18 protein-coding genes are annotated in these 14,180 nt (G+C 67.2%); 10 read left to right on the plus strand and 8 right to left on the minus strand.

Annotated features, from left to right (window positions below; translation table 11 throughout):
- Window positions 1-19 precede the first annotated feature (19 nt).
- The 3 genes from L593_RS09990 to L593_RS10000 form a co-directional block, all read right to left on the minus strand.
- Window positions 20-484, minus strand: a complete 465-nt coding sequence (locus L593_RS09990; RefSeq protein ID WP_020446843.1) for a DUF5812 family protein — start codon at window positions 482-484, stop codon at window positions 20-22.
- A gap of 137 nt (window positions 485-621) precedes the next feature.
- The gene (locus tag L593_RS09995) at window positions 622-1,278 is read right to left on the minus strand and encodes a hypothetical protein (RefSeq protein ID WP_020446844.1); all 657 of its coding nucleotides are present in this window, start codon (window positions 1,276-1,278) and stop codon (window positions 622-624) included.
- A 237-nt stretch (window positions 1,279-1,515) separates the two neighbouring features.
- Window positions 1,516-1,896: a hypothetical protein gene (locus tag L593_RS10000; RefSeq protein ID WP_020446845.1), complete on the minus strand. Its 381-nt coding sequence runs from the start codon at window positions 1,894-1,896 to the stop codon at window positions 1,516-1,518.
- Between the two features lie 254 nt (window positions 1,897-2,150).
- On the opposite strand from L593_RS10000, the gene hisS reads away from it, so the two are divergent.
- The 3 genes from hisS to L593_RS10015 all read left to right on the plus strand — a co-directional run bounded on the left by hisS (window position 2,151) and on the right by L593_RS10015 (window position 4,847).
- A complete protein-coding gene (gene hisS, locus L593_RS10005; protein ID WP_020446846.1) occupies window positions 2,151-3,467 on the plus strand; it encodes a histidine--tRNA ligase in 1,317 nt (438 codons plus the stop codon).
- A 25-nt stretch (window positions 3,468-3,492) separates the two neighbouring features.
- Window positions 3,493-4,344, plus strand: coding sequence for a tRNA pseudouridine(38-40) synthase TruA (gene truA / locus L593_RS10010; protein WP_020446847.1), 852 nt, complete (start codon window positions 3,493-3,495; stop codon window positions 4,342-4,344).
- Window positions 4,345-4,547: 203 nt separating this feature from the next.
- The gene (locus L593_RS10015) at window positions 4,548-4,847 is read left to right on the plus strand and encodes an SWIM zinc finger family protein (protein ID WP_259369978.1); all 300 of its coding nucleotides are present in this window, start codon (window positions 4,548-4,550) and stop codon (window positions 4,845-4,847) included.
- 35 nt (window positions 4,848-4,882) lie between these two features.
- Here the strand turns inward: L593_RS10015 and L593_RS10020 are convergent, their stop codons facing one another.
- Window positions 4,883-5,125 (minus strand): hypothetical protein, encoded by a 243-nt coding sequence (locus L593_RS10020; RefSeq protein WP_020446849.1) that lies wholly within the window; start codon window positions 5,123-5,125, stop codon window positions 4,883-4,885.
- An 82-nt stretch (window positions 5,126-5,207) separates the two neighbouring features.
- Between L593_RS10020 and L593_RS10025 the strand changes: the two genes are divergently transcribed.
- On the plus strand, window positions 5,208-5,435 hold the full coding sequence (locus tag L593_RS10025) for a hypothetical protein (RefSeq protein WP_020446850.1): 228 nt from the start codon (window positions 5,208-5,210) through the stop codon (window positions 5,433-5,435).
- A gap of 138 nt (window positions 5,436-5,573) precedes the next feature.
- On the opposite strand, the gene L593_RS10030 is transcribed toward L593_RS10025, so the two are convergent.
- Window positions 5,574-6,146, minus strand: coding sequence for a 30S ribosomal protein S7 (locus tag L593_RS10030; protein WP_020446851.1), 573 nt, complete (start codon window positions 6,144-6,146; stop codon window positions 5,574-5,576).
- 2 nt (window positions 6,147-6,148) lie between these two features.
- Entirely contained in the window at window positions 6,149-6,577 is a 429-nt protein-coding gene (locus tag L593_RS10035; protein ID WP_020446852.1) for a 30S ribosomal protein S12, read from the minus strand.
- Between the two features lie 275 nt (window positions 6,578-6,852).
- Between L593_RS10035 and L593_RS10040 the strand changes: the two genes are divergently transcribed.
- From L593_RS10040 to L593_RS10050, 3 genes are all read left to right on the plus strand, one after another.
- Entirely contained in the window at window positions 6,853-8,001 is a 1,149-nt protein-coding gene (locus L593_RS10040) for a guanosine monophosphate reductase (protein WP_020446853.1), read from the plus strand.
- Window positions 8,002-8,443: 442 nt separating this feature from the next.
- Window positions 8,444-9,442 (plus strand): transcription initiation factor IIB family protein, encoded by a 999-nt coding sequence (locus tag L593_RS10045; RefSeq protein ID WP_020446854.1) that lies wholly within the window; start codon window positions 8,444-8,446, stop codon window positions 9,440-9,442.
- A gap of 149 nt (window positions 9,443-9,591) precedes the next feature.
- Window positions 9,592-9,774, plus strand: a complete 183-nt coding sequence (locus L593_RS10050) for a hypothetical protein (RefSeq protein ID WP_020446855.1) — start codon at window positions 9,592-9,594, stop codon at window positions 9,772-9,774.
- A 93-nt stretch (window positions 9,775-9,867) separates the two neighbouring features.
- On the opposite strand, the gene L593_RS10055 is transcribed toward L593_RS10050, so the two are convergent.
- On the minus strand, window positions 9,868-10,272 hold the full coding sequence (locus tag L593_RS10055; RefSeq protein WP_020446856.1) for a translation initiation factor IF-2 subunit beta: 405 nt from the start codon (window positions 10,270-10,272) through the stop codon (window positions 9,868-9,870).
- Window positions 10,273-10,434: 162 nt separating this feature from the next.
- Between L593_RS10055 and L593_RS10060 the strand changes: the two genes are divergently transcribed.
- A complete protein-coding gene (locus L593_RS10060) occupies window positions 10,435-10,671 on the plus strand; it encodes a UPF0058 family protein (protein ID WP_020446857.1) in 237 nt (78 codons plus the stop codon).
- A gap of 148 nt (window positions 10,672-10,819) precedes the next feature.
- Here the strand turns inward: L593_RS10060 and L593_RS10065 are convergent, their stop codons facing one another.
- The gene (locus L593_RS10065) at window positions 10,820-11,323 is read right to left on the minus strand and encodes a DUF555 domain-containing protein (protein WP_020446858.1); all 504 of its coding nucleotides are present in this window, start codon (window positions 11,321-11,323) and stop codon (window positions 10,820-10,822) included.
- A gap of 247 nt (window positions 11,324-11,570) precedes the next feature.
- Between L593_RS10065 and L593_RS10070 the strand changes: the two genes are divergently transcribed.
- Both L593_RS10070 and L593_RS10075 read left to right on the plus strand, forming a co-directional pair.
- Complete coding sequence (locus L593_RS10070; protein ID WP_049894045.1) at window positions 11,571-11,969, plus strand: cupin domain-containing protein; 399 nt, start codon at window positions 11,571-11,573, stop codon at window positions 11,967-11,969.
- Window positions 11,970-12,070: 101 nt separating this feature from the next.
- Window positions 12,071-14,167, plus strand: coding sequence for a DEAD/DEAH box helicase (locus tag L593_RS10075; RefSeq protein ID WP_049894046.1), 2,097 nt, complete (start codon window positions 12,071-12,073; stop codon window positions 14,165-14,167).
- Window positions 14,168-14,180: the final 13 nt, after the last annotated feature.

Below are 14,180 nucleotides of genomic sequence, written 5' to 3' on the forward strand. Positions count from 1 at the left end.
TTTCGGTGGTGCCGCCAGATTACTTCGGCAGGTAGCGGACGCTGAGGAACTCGTCGCCGGTCCGGATCTCGACGCGCACCGCGCCGAGCCGCGCCGCTCGCTCGATCGTCGCCTCGTCGTCGAGCACGTCGTCCACCGCCGTCTCGACGCCGTCCGCGCCGACCGTGAGCACGTGGACCTCGCCCTCGCCGGCCCGTTCGAAGCGTTCCAGTTCGCCCTCGGCGAGCGAGGCAGCGGCTTCCGCCGACCGGGTGGTCGGTTCCAGATCGACCACCTCGCACTCGATCGTCCGCCGATCGTCGATCTCGGCCGTCCAGGTCACCTCCATCGGTGGCTCGGCGGTCAGCGTTGCCTCGACGACCTCCCCGGCGTCGAGATCCGGATTCGTAGAGAGCGTGTGCAGCTGGCCGTCCTCGACGTTCCGGAGAATCGCGGACTCGGGATCGGCCTCCGTGACGAGGAAGGTGCCGACTGTCGTCGTCATACTCGAACCTCGGCGGGGAGCCATTTTTCGCTTGCGCGTTGGATCGACCGCCGAAGCAGTCGCTCTGGCGTCGGGGCCCGGAAGCGTCAGCAGAATCGGTCCGTGCGGGCGGCTGGATCGCTCGCTCGCGACCGGTGTTAGCTCGCCGGCTCCTGCTCGCCGCGATCCCTGATCACGCTGGCGCCAGGGAGCGCGCCGGCGATCTTGCCGACCCATCCGAGTTTGAAGAGGCCGAACTGCGTGAGCACGCCGAGTGCGAACAGCCCGAGGAAGATCGGGTTCTCGAGCGAGACGACGAGCGGATCGACGGTGAGGTCCGAGGCGGCGGTTTCGAAACTCCCGACGGTGAGTTGCGTCGACGCGAACGACGCACCGAGGAACGCGGTGATGCCGATGAGCGCCGTCTTCGTCAGGAACATCGCGAGGAAGGCCAGGAGGATCCCGGTCCCGAGCGCGACGCCGGCTTTCGGGAGCATCCCGCTGACGCCGGCGAGGTCGCTCACGATGTACACGCCGAGCAAGCTCCCGACCGCGAAGCCGGCGATCGCGACGACCATCGAGAGGACGGTGTAGGCAATGAGTACGCCAGCGACGACGCCGATAGCGACTGCGGCGAGCGAGGCGACGGCCCCGCTCAGTCCGATCGCGCCGCCGATCGTCGGTGCGACCAGGTAGCCCGCACCGCCGCCGAGTACCGCGCCCAGCAACGCGACGCCGTAGACGGAGAGGGCGGCCCCGAAGGCGAGCAGTACCCCGCCCCCGAGGATCAGTGCGACTCCGGTTAGTTCGACCATACCGCCTGCTCGGTCCCGACGAAGGTGAATCTTACTCCACAGCGACTCGGAACCGCCGCCGGGGCGCGCCGAATTGCCGACCGGGTTACGCTGGTAGCCGCCGATTTACGGGATATGCTCGGAAAATCGCTGGGGCGACCGGGCTGTCACCGTCAGGTCGCCTCGCCTGGCTTCCCAGCGGCGCCGCTTCCGGCGAGCATGGCTCGGAGGACGAACGCTCGATCGTCGACCCTCGACTCAGGTTTCGAGCGAGTCCAGCCGCTCTTGCGTACCGCGGCCGCCGGTCCAGTAGACTCGCAGCGTGTGTCCTTCACTCACGCGGACGATGGTCCCGTCACCTTCGGAGACGCTCGGCGGGAACGGCTGCACGGGCACCCGATCGCGGCCGTCGATGGTGAGCACGAGTTCGTCGCCGCGGACGACGTCGCCCCCGGCGTGCACCAGGCGAACGTGGCTGTCGTTGATCCGCTCGACGCTGAAGTTCGTCTCGGGCGTGGCCTCGCCGTCGTCCTCGGATACCTCGATGGCGCCGAAGACCGCCAGTCCGACGCCGAAAATCACGAGGACGACCAGGACGGCCCCGAGCGCGTCGAGCTTTCGATCGGGGCTCAGCGACATTGGCGAAGATCGACGGCGGATGCCCCTAACGGTTGTGAATCCAGGTGACCCGACATCCTTCGGTCCGGCATCTGGACGGCCGAATTGTCTCCCGCTTAGGGCGCGCAACTGGATCTCCAGCGTGGATGCCAACACGATACGTCTGACGCGTTCGGCATCAGCCGATCCAGGCTCCCGTCGACCTGCGCGAGCGCCTCGGCACGCTCCGTCGGGGGAACGCTGGTTTCAAGCGCAGCCCCCGGTTACCTGGCTGCATGTACGACCGGATCAAGGGGTTCCGGGACACCTACCCCGAGGCAATGCAGGCTCGCCGCTGGCTGTTCGACTCCATCGAGTCGACTGCGCGGGGCTACGGCTTCCGCGAGATCGACACGCCCGCCCTCGAGCGGACGGAGATGTACGTCGACAAGAGCGGCGAGGAGATCGTCGAGGAACTCTACAGCTTCGAGGACCAGGGCGACCGGTCGGTCGCGCTCACGCCCGAACTCACGCCGACCGTCGCCCGGATGGTCGCCGAGCGGGGCCAGGAGCTCACCAAGCCGATCAAGTGGTTCTCGACGCGGAAGTTCTGGCGCTACGAGCAGGTCCAGCAGGGTCGCTTCCGGGAGTTCTACCAGACGAACGTCGACATCTTCGGCTCCGCGGAGCCCGACGCGGACGCCGAGGTCCTCGCGGTCGCCGCGGAGATGCTGACCGGCCTCGGCCTGGCACCGGAGGACTTCGAGTTCCGCGTCTCCCACCGCGACGTGCTCGGCGGCCTGCTCGAGGCCTTCGACGCCGAGGACGGCACCGAAATCGACACGGAGGACGCGATCCGCGCCGTCGACAAGCGCGCGAAGCTCGACCGCGTGGAGTACATCGACGAACTCGTCGCCGCCGGCCTCTCCGAGTCCCAGGCCGGGACGTTCGACGACCTGCTGGACACCCCCGAGGAGGACCTCGACGACCTCGTCGCCTTCGCGGAGAACGAACGGATCGCCGACGCCGTCGAGAACCTCCAGGCCGTCCTCGACGCCGCGGCGGACTTCGGCGTCCGCGAGTACTGCACGCTCTCGCTGTCGACCGCCCGCGGCCTCGATTACTACACCGGCACCGTCTTCGAGTGCTTCGACGCCACCGGCGAGGTCTCCCGCGCCGTCTTCGGAGGCGGCCGCTACGACGACCTCATCGGCGACCTCGGCGGCCCGGACACCCCTGCAGTCGGGTTCGCGCCCGGCGACGCCACCCTGTCCCTCCTCTGCAAGCGCGCCGGCGTCTGGCCGGAGGAGTCCCTTACTACGGACTACTACGTCCTCACGGCCGGCGACACCCGCTCACAGGCAGCCGAACTCGCTCGCGAGCTTCGGGACCGCGGCCACGTCGTCGAGTCCGACGTCGCGGACCGCGGGTTCGGCGCGCAACTCGACTACGCCGACTCGATCGAAGCCGAAACGGTCGTCATCGTCGGCGAACAGGACCTCGCCAACGACGAGTACACGATCAAGGACATGGCATCGGGCGACCAGACGACGGTGCCCGTCGACGCGTTCCCGGGCGACCTCGAGCGGCCGACCTACGAGGACTTCGCCTGAGAACGCCATCGAACGTCCGCTCATCGTGCGCGCCTTTCGCATCGCCTACGACGGCCGACCGTTCTACGGCTTCCAGCGCCAGCCCGACGTGCCGACCGTCGAGGACGCCCTGCTCGACGGACTCGAGGCCCTGGACGTGCTGGACCCAGACGCGGACTCCGGGGTCGGCGTTCGCCCGACTCCGCCGGGCTACGCCGCCGCGGGTCGTACCGACGCCGGCGTCGCTGCGCTCGCCCAGACGATCGCGTTCGAGGCGCCGGCGTGGCTGACCCCGCGGGCGCTGAACGGCGCGCTTCCCGATTCGGTCCACGCCTGGGCCCACGCCGACGTCCCGTCGGACGATCCCGACGCTCCCGCCGACTTCCACGCGACCCACGACGCCACCCGCCGCCAGTACACCTACCACCTCCACGCACCGGCCGCGGATCCGGACCTCGCGGCCGACGCACTCGACCGGATCGTGGGCGAGCACGACTTCGCGGCGCTGACCACCGACGACACGGGGACGGTTCGGACGCTCGAAACCGGGGCCACGTGGGCGGAGCCGTACCTCGTCATCCAGGTCGCTGCTGGCGGCTTCCCACGGCACCTGGTCCGCCGGCTTGCTTCGCTCGTCGATCTGGTCGCCACTGGCGAGCGAGCGCCGTCCTTCGTCGACCGGGTGCTCGACGGCTCGTCGGTCCCCGAGAGCGACGGCGTGCCGACGGCACCGGCCGAGCCCCTGGTGCTCGCCGACGTCGCGTACCCGGGGCTGTCCTTCTCGGTGGACGAGACCGCGGCCACCTCGGCACGCGACGCGCTGGAGCGGCGCCGGCGGGAGGCCAGGACGCGCAGTCGGACGATGGCCGAACTCGCCGACGGTCTCGGAGCGGAGTGACCGACCGCACCACCCCAACGGGTTTAGTCCCGGCGCGCCGTAGCACGGTTCGTGATCGCGGGGGCACTGGCAGCGTGGCTGTCGGAGGGGGTTCCGTGAGCGAGGAGCCGCGGGACTCGGAGCGCGATCGGGGAGGCGACGGTGACGCCCCCGACGCCAGCGACGGTCCGCAGTGGCGTTCCCGCCTCGAAGCCCAGGGCGAACTGACGCCGGACGTCGTCGAGGACGTCCTCGCCGCTCACGGCGACCGGGGCAGCCGCGCCATCGACGCCGTCGGCGAGGGCCGCGTCAAGCAGTATCAGGACTTCACCGTCGTCGTCGGCAACAGCGACGAGTACGTGGTCGAAGACGGCGCCTGCACCTGCAAGGACGCGACGTACAATCTGGACCCCGAGGACCCGCGTGCGCTCTGCTGGCACGCGCTGGCCGCGGAGATCGCGCGGGCGGTCGGCGCGCTCGACCACCACGACATGTACTACTCCGAGGTCCGGGACTTCATCTGAGGAAGCTGCTGTCGCGGTCGCTGCCTATCTGCGGTTCACTCGCTGCTCGTGGCGAGAGACCGGCCCAGCCGCTGGTAGCCCAGCAGGTAGACGCCGGCGTAGAGCAACAGCCCGCCAAGGACCAGTTCCCAGGCACCGATCGTCGCGTGGCCGGTGAGCAGGTTGCCGAACGCGGCGTACTCGATCACTGCGCCGCCGATCGCGAGCGCGCCGGAGCCGACCGCCGTCAGCAGGACTGCGAGGAGTTCCGCGACCGAATCGCCGAGTAGCTCTTTCATCGCCTGATCGTGGGCGATCGATTCGTGAGAACCTTTCGGTACTCCGAAACGGGTATTGCAGCCGATTGCGAACCTACCAGCCATGCACACGCGGAGTTCCGCGGAGTATGCACGGCTCGCGAAGGGTGGCTTCGGCATCGGGTTCGCGATGCTCCTGGTCGGCGTCCTCGGCGAAGTGCTCGTTCCGATCGTCTTCGGGTCGATTCCTGGCTGGGAGGCGACGCTCTTCTTCGACCTCGAAGTGATCGGCGTGCTCACCGCGCTGATCTCGCCGTTCCTCTTCGGCATCTTCCTGCCGCTCGTGGAGTGAAACCGGCGTCGACGCTGCTGTGAATCGCACCGACACCCAGCCCGCGGAGCGATTGCCCCGCGATCAGTGTGTGCAGGTGCAGTTGCTCGGGACGGTGCGAGAAATCAACAGACGGGAGATCCGGAGCGGCGAACGGCGTTACCGCGCTGCGGCGGCGACGCGTTCGGTCTCTTCCTTCTGGTTGACCGCGTAGGTGGAGACGTCCGCGTTGGCAGCGCCGAGTAGCTGGTCGGCGAGTGCCTCCTCGACGTCGGTCGGGGACTTGAACGCGGCGTTGTGAGTGCCCTGGGCGAGGAACTCGAGGGCGGTGTCGACGCGGCGCTGGGGTGCGATGTCGACGGCCTTCGGGACGGAGATGCCACCGTACTTCAGGCGGACGGTCTCCTCGCGGGGCGCGGAGTTCTCGACGGCCTCGACGAGCACCTGGATCGGGTTCTCGTCGGCGCGCTCGTTGATCTCGCGGAACGCCTCGCGGACGATCTTCGTCGCCTGCTGCTTCTTACCCGTGTTTTCCTCGGTCTGCATGAGGCGGTTGATGAGACGCTCGACGATCGAGATCTCGCTCTTCGCGAACTGCTTGTCCGCGTGCCGGCCCATGCTGTGCGCGACGGGCGTGATGGAGATGTACCGTTCCGTACTGGGATCGGAGAACTCGATGCCCTCGATCTCCCACTCGCCGAACAGGAGCGGCTGGGACGCTGTCTCGCTCATCGTTATCGCACCGGCTTCTCCGCGTTCCCGCGGACGAGTTCGAGGAGGGCCACGCCGTTGACCTTCTCGACCTTGTAGTTCACGCCGGAGATGTCACCCATGGCGCGACCCTTCGCGCCGCCGATGCCCGCGATGGTGACCTCGTCGTGCTCGTCGATGAACGAGATCGCGCCGTCGCCGGGACAGAAGGCAGAGACCTGCTTGCCGTTCTTGATCAGCTGGACCCGCACACACTTGCGGACCGCGGAGTTGGGCTGCTTGGCCTCGATGCCGATCTTTTCGAGTACGATGCCACGTGCCTGGGGAGCGCCCTCGAGCGGGTCGGACTTCTCTGCCAGACCGCGCTCGCGTCGGGCGTACTCCGAGTCGGACCACCGGTGCTTCTGGCGGTCCCGCTGGAGCTTTCGCCCTGCGTACTTGCCGTTCGCCATAGTACACCGGGGTATCTGACCGAGGCACTTAAGGCTCGCCTTTCGGAGTCGGCCGAGACGGCCCGAGCGAGCGCGAACGACCCCGTTCGAGCAATCTGCGCGCCGCTTCGGTCCTCGGAGTCCGTCTGTGGTCGTGAAGGTACTGTGGGTGCGGACCGACGTCGATCCGGGGTCGATCTTCTTTCGCACGAATTCCCGAGTATCCCACTTCATCCAGCCATTTCCCTCGAATTACCAGCACCGTTTTGCTTCAGCATGCCCAATTTTGCTAGCGGATGGACGACGTCAGAACGGGGTTGTCCTACGGGGACGCCCTGCTCGTGCCCCAGCGTTCGCCGGTGGAGAGCCGTAGCGACGTCGATCTCTCGACGCACCTCACCGACGGCATCGAACTCGAGACGCCGCTACTCTCCGCGCCGATGGACACGGTCACGGAGTCGACACTCGCGATCGCGCTCTCGGAGGCGGGCGGATTCGGGACGATTCACCGGTTCCTGGACGCCGAATCGCAGGCCGCGGAGGTCCGTGCGGTCACGGACGCTGGCGCGCGCTGCGGTGCGGCGATCGGCATCGACGAGGACTATCTGGCCCGGGCCGAGGCAGTGCTCGACGCCGGGGCAGCCTGTCTGGTCGTCGACGTCGCGCACGGGCACCTGGAGCGCTGTCTGGACGCGGTTGCAGACCTTCGCGACGCCTTTCCCGACGCCGAGATCGTCGCGGGGAACGTCGCCACGAAACGGGGCGTTCGCGACCTCGCGGCCGCGGGAGCTGACGCGATCAAGGTCGGGATCGGGCCGGGGTCCCACTGCACGACCCGCGTGGTCGCGGGTGCGGGCGTGCCCCAGCTAACGGCCGTCGACGAATGCGCCGATGCAGCCGAGGCGGTCGACGTCCGGATCGTCGCCGACGGCGGGATCCGCTCGTCGGGGGACGCCGTGAAGGCGCTCATGGCCGGTGCGGACGCGGTGATGATGGGCAGTCTCTTCGCGGGGACGGCGGAGGCGCCCAGCGAGGTCGTCACGATCGACGGCACCCGGTACAAGCGATCGCGCGGGATGGCGACGACAGCGGCCGCGGAGGACCGGAACGACAAGGGCGGGACCGGTGACGACGACGGAGCGGCCACCGACGGCGATCTGGCTCCAGGCGCCGACGCTCTCGACGACCACCTCCCCACTGCCGACGAGGGCGTGGCGGGCTACACGCCGTACAAGGGACCCGTCGCAGAGGTAGTCACGGAGTTCGCTGGCGGGATTCGCTCGGGGTTGTCCTACTGCGGCGGCGAGACGATCCCTGCGGCCCGTGCCAACGCCGAATTCGTGGCCGTCGCTGGCAGTGCGAAAGAGCGCGAGGGTGCCCACGGCGATCACGAGTGGGAGTCCGTCTCCGTCGACTCGGTCGGTACGGCCGGTGGCGACGACTGATCGACGTCGGCGCAGTTGGCAGTAGCGACGCACCTGCCAGCAGTCACCTGGCTGACCGCGTCTCCCTCGACGACCGCATCGAGCGCGTCAATTCACGGATCGTCGAACGCCCTTCCTCCAGGATTCGCTTCGAGCGCCGGAGGGTGCGCGAGCGGAACGCTCAGTGGCTCCGCGCCGGCGTCCCGGCCCAGTGCCGGCACCCCTTGCCGTTTCTGTCGGATCGAAATGGACAGTACCGTCCACCGGACCCCACAATTTATCCGTATTCGTGTGAGCGATTCACGCACACGCACCCCGCGACCGGGGCGTGTGGCACCGTTTCACACCATTCGCTTATATACTTCGACGAAACATTTATAAGCCTTTCTACCTAACGTACGGTTAAGAGATCAGGGACTCTCGGGACCCATTTCTTCACCCCTCCGTCCCCGATCCGACCACCATGACAGAGGACGATATCCGAACCCGCACAGCCCGGCGAGACGAACAGGTCGAGACCTCCGACGAGCAGACGACCGAGGAGGTCGACGAGGAACTCCACTGTCCGGAGTGTGGCGGCACGCTCCGGAGCGACGAGGAACACGGCGAGACCGTCTGTGAAGACTGCGGCCTCGTCGTCGAGAGCGACGAGATCGATCGCGGCCCGGAGTGGCGCGCGTTCGACTCCCGCGAGAAGGACGAGAAGAGCCGCGTCGGCGCCCCCACGACGAAGATGATGCACGACGAGGGGCTCTCGACGAACATCGGCTGGCAGGACAAGGACGCCTACGGGCGTCAGCTCTCCAGCCGCCAGCGCGAGAAGATGCAGCGCCTGCGCACCTGGAACGAGCGCTTCCGCACGCGTGACTCGAAGGAGCGCAATCTCAAGCAGGCGCTCGGCGAGATCGACCGGATGGCGTCCGCGCTCGGTCTCCCCGAGAACGTCCGCGAGACCGCGAGTGTCATCTACCGGCGTGCACTCGACGAGGACCTGCTCCCGGGCCGATCCATCGAGGGCGTCGCGACGGCATCCCTCTATGCTTCGGCGCGGCAGGCCGGTACGCCCCGTAGCCTCGACGAACTCGAGGAGGTCTCCCGCGTCGACAAGATGGAGCTGACCCGGACGTACCGTTACGTCGTCCGCGAGCTAGGCCTCGAGGTCCAGCCCGCCGACCCCAAGCAGTACGTGCCACGGTTCGTCTCCGACCTCGGCCTCTCCGAAGAAGTCGAACGCCGTGCACGGCAGCTGCTCGACCGCGCCCAGGACGTCGGCGTTCACAGCGGGAAATCGCCCGTCGGCCTCGCCGCGGCGGCAGTGTACGCTGCGTCGCTGCTCACCAACGAGAAGGTCACGCAGAACCAGGTCAGCGACGTCGCCGACATCTCCGAGGTCACGATCCGGAACCGCTACAAGGAGCTGCTCGAAGCTGCCGAAGGCGACGGGTCGGCCGCACCCGCCTGAAGCGGTCCGCCACTCCGAGCGGTCGTTGTTCTCGCGGTAACAGTGTGAATCGCAGGACCGAGCTACGTGATCGGCGCGTTGCCGTGCTACCAGATGGCGTGACATTTGCCCTCAAGACTTTTGGGTGCGTCCCACATGGGTTCGATGCGATGAACGAAGCGTACGTTCGACTGTTGTGTCCCGAGTGCAAGAAGGAGTGGGAATCGACGCCCTCCGGGCTTCCCGCCCACGACACGGTGTTCCACTGTCCCAACTGTCACAACTCCAGACGACTCGCGGAGTTCGCGCGCACCGACCGCGACCTCGAGACGATGAAGTCACTCGGTGCGTAGCGCCACGCGGAGCCGAAATCGGTCAGTTCGTCGGACGTAAGCGGTTCCTACCGCCGCCTCGTCTGCTATATTGGCTCGCGTCGGCCGCGAAGATCAGGCGCTCGTCGGCGAGAGCGCCCCGCAGGCCTCACAGCGAACGACGAGCGTACCTTTCTCCTTCTCGAGCCGGGTGTCGGGGAGGCCACACTCCGAGCAGGTGACGAACTCCTCGACGTAGGCGTCGAGGGCGTCGGAGACTCGCCGTTCGGAGAACGAACCTGTCAGCCGCGCGCGACCGCTCTCGTCGATGTGCGCGCTGGTGCCGACCTCGTTCTGGAGGAACTTCAGGACGTGCTCGGGATCGCGGGACAGCGTGGTCACGGTGTCCTGGAAGTTCTCGTAGACCGTGACGTTGCCCTCCTGTCGTACCTCCGGATCGGGCACCGAGAGCCGCGCGGACTCGTCGCCGATGTCGGGCGTCTCCTCCAGCGCTCGGTCGAGTTTGTCCTCGTAGTCCATACGAACACCGTGCAGGGTCTTCCTAAAAAGACTTCAGCTCCTGGGACTGAGCACAGGAACGTGCTGATTCCTCACGATTCTGGACGAGTACAAATCGCACGGATCATGGTAACTTTACTCAAGATAATAATATAACCCTCCAGTCTCTAGCCACTGATGCTCATGAAGAAGCAGGAGCTCATCCACCTCCACGGTCTTCTCGCGGAGGTATCCGCCGACGTCGAAGCACACCTCGGTAGCGAGCTCGATCTCTCCACCTACGAAGAGATGGGAGTTCGCCCGACATCGATCCACAAATCGAAGACGGATCACAAGACGGCCGTCTTCGCCCTGGCTCGAGGCATCACCGACGATATGAGCGAGGACGTCGAGGAACGCGTCCCCGCTGCCGCCGACTGACTCGACGACGCCGTTCTCGCGACGAAATCCTTCTCCCGCAGAACCGTCTCGCCGACGCTCTGCGCTCTTTACCGTTTGACACTGCCCAGCAAGCCGTACCGTCGGGGGCAATTTCGGACGTGAGCCGTGTGCGGGGATCAGCGGCCCGTTATTCGATCAGGTCTTCGAACTCCGGAAGGACCTCGTCGTCGCCGGACGCCTCGCGTTCGTCCGCTGGCTCGTCGTCCGTGCGTGAAGGGTCGTCTGCGTCCTCTGCATCCGCGTCGGACGACTCGTCGCTGCTCGACTCCTCGTCGTCACGACCGTCCGCATCGTCCTCGATGATTTCGACCTCGAGTACTTCGAGTGGAATGTTCTCGAGACACTGCCCGATCTCCTTGCGAGCGATCCGTGAGGCGTGTTCCTCCCGCTCGACGTTGAACACCGTCATCTCCAGTTCGAGGGCGACGAGTCCCTCGTCGGCAGCGATGAAGGCCGTCTCGAGGTGCTCTCCGCAGTGGGGGCAGGACCGCTCTCCCATCTCGATCTCCACGTAATTGAGATCGGGATTCAGCATCTCGCCCGTCTTCGAGATTGCGATTCGCACGGCCTCGTCGGGGGTTTCCACGTCGTACACCGGCACCGCGGCCTCGACGACGACCCTGCAATCCATGGCTACTGCTACCGTTGGCCGCCCATCAGTATCAAGCTTGGCACCGCTCGAACAAAGTTTTGGGGTGCAGGGCAACGAGCGGCCCCAAACCTCGACATTTGGGTGTGAACGGAACGGCCGAAATTCGCGCCGTCGGTCGATATCGCTGCACGTGCGGGGCCCAGATTCGCCGGCATTCGCGTGACCTCGGTCACAGCCACGTGGTCTCGGCGGAGGATCCATGGTCCCGGCCACCCGAGCAGGGTGTATGCCTGCCGATTCGCCAGTGATCCGCGACCGTGACTCGATCGAGTACGAGTCCGTCGACGCCGCGGAGGGCCTCCAGAAGGGCGTCCTGATCGACGAGTCCCGCGGTGCGCCCACGTTCGCCCTCCGCCGCTTCACGCTCGATTCGGGTGCAACCGTCCCCCGGCACACGAACGACGTCGAACACGTCCAGTACGTCCTCGCCGGCGAGTACGTGGTCGGCCTCGCGGGAACCGAGGGTGAGGCGGACCTGGGCGACGGCGAGCATCGGGTTCGTCCCGGCGACAGCCTGCTGATCCCCGCCGGGACCGTCCACTGGTACCGTAACGACGGCGACTCCACCGCGGCTTTCCTCTGTGGCGTCCCCAACGGCGACGACTCGATCGAACTGGTCGAGTAGGACGCTCCGTCAGCGGCCTACGTCACGACGCGCCGTGCTATCCGTTGGCCAGACTCCGACGAGACGAACGACTCTTGCCCTCCCCTCGTCTACGATCCTGCGTGTCCGAGCAGGCGATGCGGGTCGGAACGCTGTTCTGCCACGGCAGCGGCGACGAGTTCCTCGTTGCCCCCTACCGCGACGGCGACCGGCTCTTTCGTGCGAAACTGGAGCTCAAGGCAACGGACGCCGGACCGCGTCCTGGCCGATTCCGGGTGCTGAACGGTGCCCAGGAGGACCTGCGGGACCCGATGGAGTTCGTCGACATCGCCCGGCGAGCCGACCGGATCCGCATCTCCGAACAGACGAGCCCCCGGGACCGCGAGCGGATCCGCGAGTGTCTCGAGGGCTACCAGCTCGAGGCGACCACCGTTCGAACGTGCCGTCACTGCTCGCAGGCCGGCCTGTACTCGCCGATCACCGAGGAGACGGCGATCAGCCACGGCGACGATACGATCTGTCGCAGCTGTGCGAAACAGGAACTCGAACGCGAACTGCGCCACCAGGGGTCGATGACCGGCGCAGCCCGCCAGCGCCTCGAAGAACTGCTCTGGAAGGTCAAGGACCTCGACCGGATCACCGACCTCCTCAAAGGACGGCTCGATCCGGACCTGACGAAGGTCGACGAGATGGACGCCACGGTCCAGGCGGTCGATCCCGTTCCCGTCGCCGATCTCGACGTCCACCCGGACCTCCAGGCCTACCTCGACGGCAAGTACGACGAACTCCTCCCCGTCCAGAGTCGCGCGGTCCACGCCGGCCTGCTGGACGGCGAGGATCAACTGGTCGTCAGCGCGACGGCGACCGGGAAGACGCTCGTCGGCGAACTGGCGGGAATCGACCGCGTGCTCAGGGGCGAGGGGAAGCTCCTCTTCCTCGTCCCGCTCGTCGCGCTCGCGAACCAGACCTACGAGGACTTCCAGGAGGCCTACGGCGACCTCGTCGACGTCACGCTCCGGGTCGGGGGCAGCCGCGTCCGGGACAGCGGGCAGGCGTTCGACCCGAATGCCGACGTCATCGTCGGCACTTACGAAGGCATCGACCACTCGCTCCGGGTCGGCAAGGACCTCGGCGACGTCGGCACCGTGGTCATCGACGAGGTCCACACCATCGCGGAGGAGGGCCGCGGCCACCGGCTCGACGGCCTGATCTCCCGGCTGAAGTACTACTGCGAGGAGCGAGCCGCAAATCGCACTACGGGAAGCGGTGGGGCGAGCGCAGACTCGCCCGAGGCGGCCGATCCCTCCGCCGGCACCCAGTGGATCTACCTCTCGGCGACTGTCGGCAACCCAGGCGAACTCGCGGCCGGCCTCGACGCCTCGCTCGTCGAGTTCGAGGAGCGCCCGGTGCCGATCGAACGGCACCTCACGTTCGCCGACGGCCGGGAGAAGCCCGACGTCGCCAACACGCTGGTCAAACGGGAGTACGACCACGAGTCCTCGAAGGGGTACCACGGCCAGACGATCATCTTCACGAACTCCCGGCGGCGCTGCCACGAGATCGCCCGAAAACTGGACTACAGCGCCGCCGCCTACCACGCTGGCCTCGACTACGGCGAACGCAAATCCGTCGAACGGCGATTCTTGAACCAGGACCTCGCCGCCGTCGTGACGACTGCCGCGCTCGCGGCGGGTGTCGACTTCCCCGCCTCGCAGGTCGTCTTCGACTCGCTCGCGATGGGGATCGAGTGGCTCACCGTCCAGGAGTTCGAGCAGATGCTGGGCCGCGCCGGTCGTCCGGACTACCACGACCGCGGCCGCGTCTACGTCCTCGTCGAACCCGACTGCGCCTACCACAACTCCCAGGAGCGCACGGAGGACGAGGTCGCTTTCCAGCTACTGAAAGGCGAGATGGAGCCGGTCCGCACCCGCTACGACGGGGCCGCCGGCGTCGAGGAGACGCTCGCGAACGTCGTCGTCGGCGGGGCCGCAGCCAAGCGGCTCAACGACCGGATGGTCGGGCAGATCCCGACGACCCACGCCCTCGGCAAGTGTCTCGAGTACGAGTTCATCGACGGGCTCGAACCGACCGACCTCGGCCGGGCGGTCACCTCGCACTTCCTCGCGCCCGACGACGCGTTCCGGATCCTCGAGGGCATCCGCCACGACGAGGACCCCTACGAGATCGTCGCACGGGTCATCCTCGCCGACGAGGGGTGAGCGTCGTGGATCG

Origin of the sequence: Salinarchaeum sp. Harcht-Bsk1 (assembly GCF_000403645.1) — an archaeon.
Classification (GTDB): domain Archaea; phylum Halobacteriota; class Halobacteria; order Halobacteriales; family Salinarchaeaceae; genus Salinarchaeum.

Coding starts and splice junctions, on each gene's coding strand:
- L593_RS09990 (WP_020446843.1), bottom strand. CDS start 484: ATGACGACGACAGTCGGCACCTTCCTCGTCACGGAGGCCGATCCCGAG.
- L593_RS09995 (WP_020446844.1), bottom strand. CDS start 1,278: ATGGTCGAACTAACCGGAGTCGCACTGATCCTCGGGGGCGGGGTACTG.
- L593_RS10000 (WP_020446845.1), bottom strand. CDS start 1,896: ATGTCGCTGAGCCCCGATCGAAAGCTCGACGCGCTCGGGGCCGTCCTG.
- hisS (WP_020446846.1), top strand. CDS start 2,151: ATGTACGACCGGATCAAGGGGTTCCGGGACACCTACCCCGAGGCAATG.
- L593_RS10020 (WP_020446849.1), bottom strand. CDS start 5,125: ATGAAAGAGCTACTCGGCGATTCGGTCGCGGAACTCCTCGCAGTCCTG.
- L593_RS10025 (WP_020446850.1), top strand. CDS start 5,208: ATGCACACGCGGAGTTCCGCGGAGTATGCACGGCTCGCGAAGGGTGGC.
- L593_RS10030 (WP_020446851.1), bottom strand. CDS start 6,146: ATGAGCGAGACAGCGTCCCAGCCGCTCCTGTTCGGCGAGTGGGAGATC.
- L593_RS10035 (WP_020446852.1), bottom strand. CDS start 6,577: ATGGCGAACGGCAAGTACGCAGGGCGAAAGCTCCAGCGGGACCGCCAG.
- L593_RS10040 (WP_020446853.1), top strand. CDS start 6,853: ATGGACGACGTCAGAACGGGGTTGTCCTACGGGGACGCCCTGCTCGTG.
- L593_RS10045 (WP_020446854.1), top strand. CDS start 8,444: ATGACAGAGGACGATATCCGAACCCGCACAGCCCGGCGAGACGAACAG.
- L593_RS10050 (WP_020446855.1), top strand. CDS start 9,592: ATGAACGAAGCGTACGTTCGACTGTTGTGTCCCGAGTGCAAGAAGGAG.
- L593_RS10055 (WP_020446856.1), bottom strand. CDS start 10,272: ATGGACTACGAGGACAAACTCGACCGAGCGCTGGAGGAGACGCCCGAC.
- L593_RS10060 (WP_020446857.1), top strand. CDS start 10,435: ATGAAGAAGCAGGAGCTCATCCACCTCCACGGTCTTCTCGCGGAGGTA.
- L593_RS10065 (WP_020446858.1), bottom strand. CDS start 11,323: ATGGATTGCAGGGTCGTCGTCGAGGCCGCGGTGCCGGTGTACGACGTG.
- L593_RS10070 (WP_049894045.1), top strand. CDS start 11,571: ATGCCTGCCGATTCGCCAGTGATCCGCGACCGTGACTCGATCGAGTAC.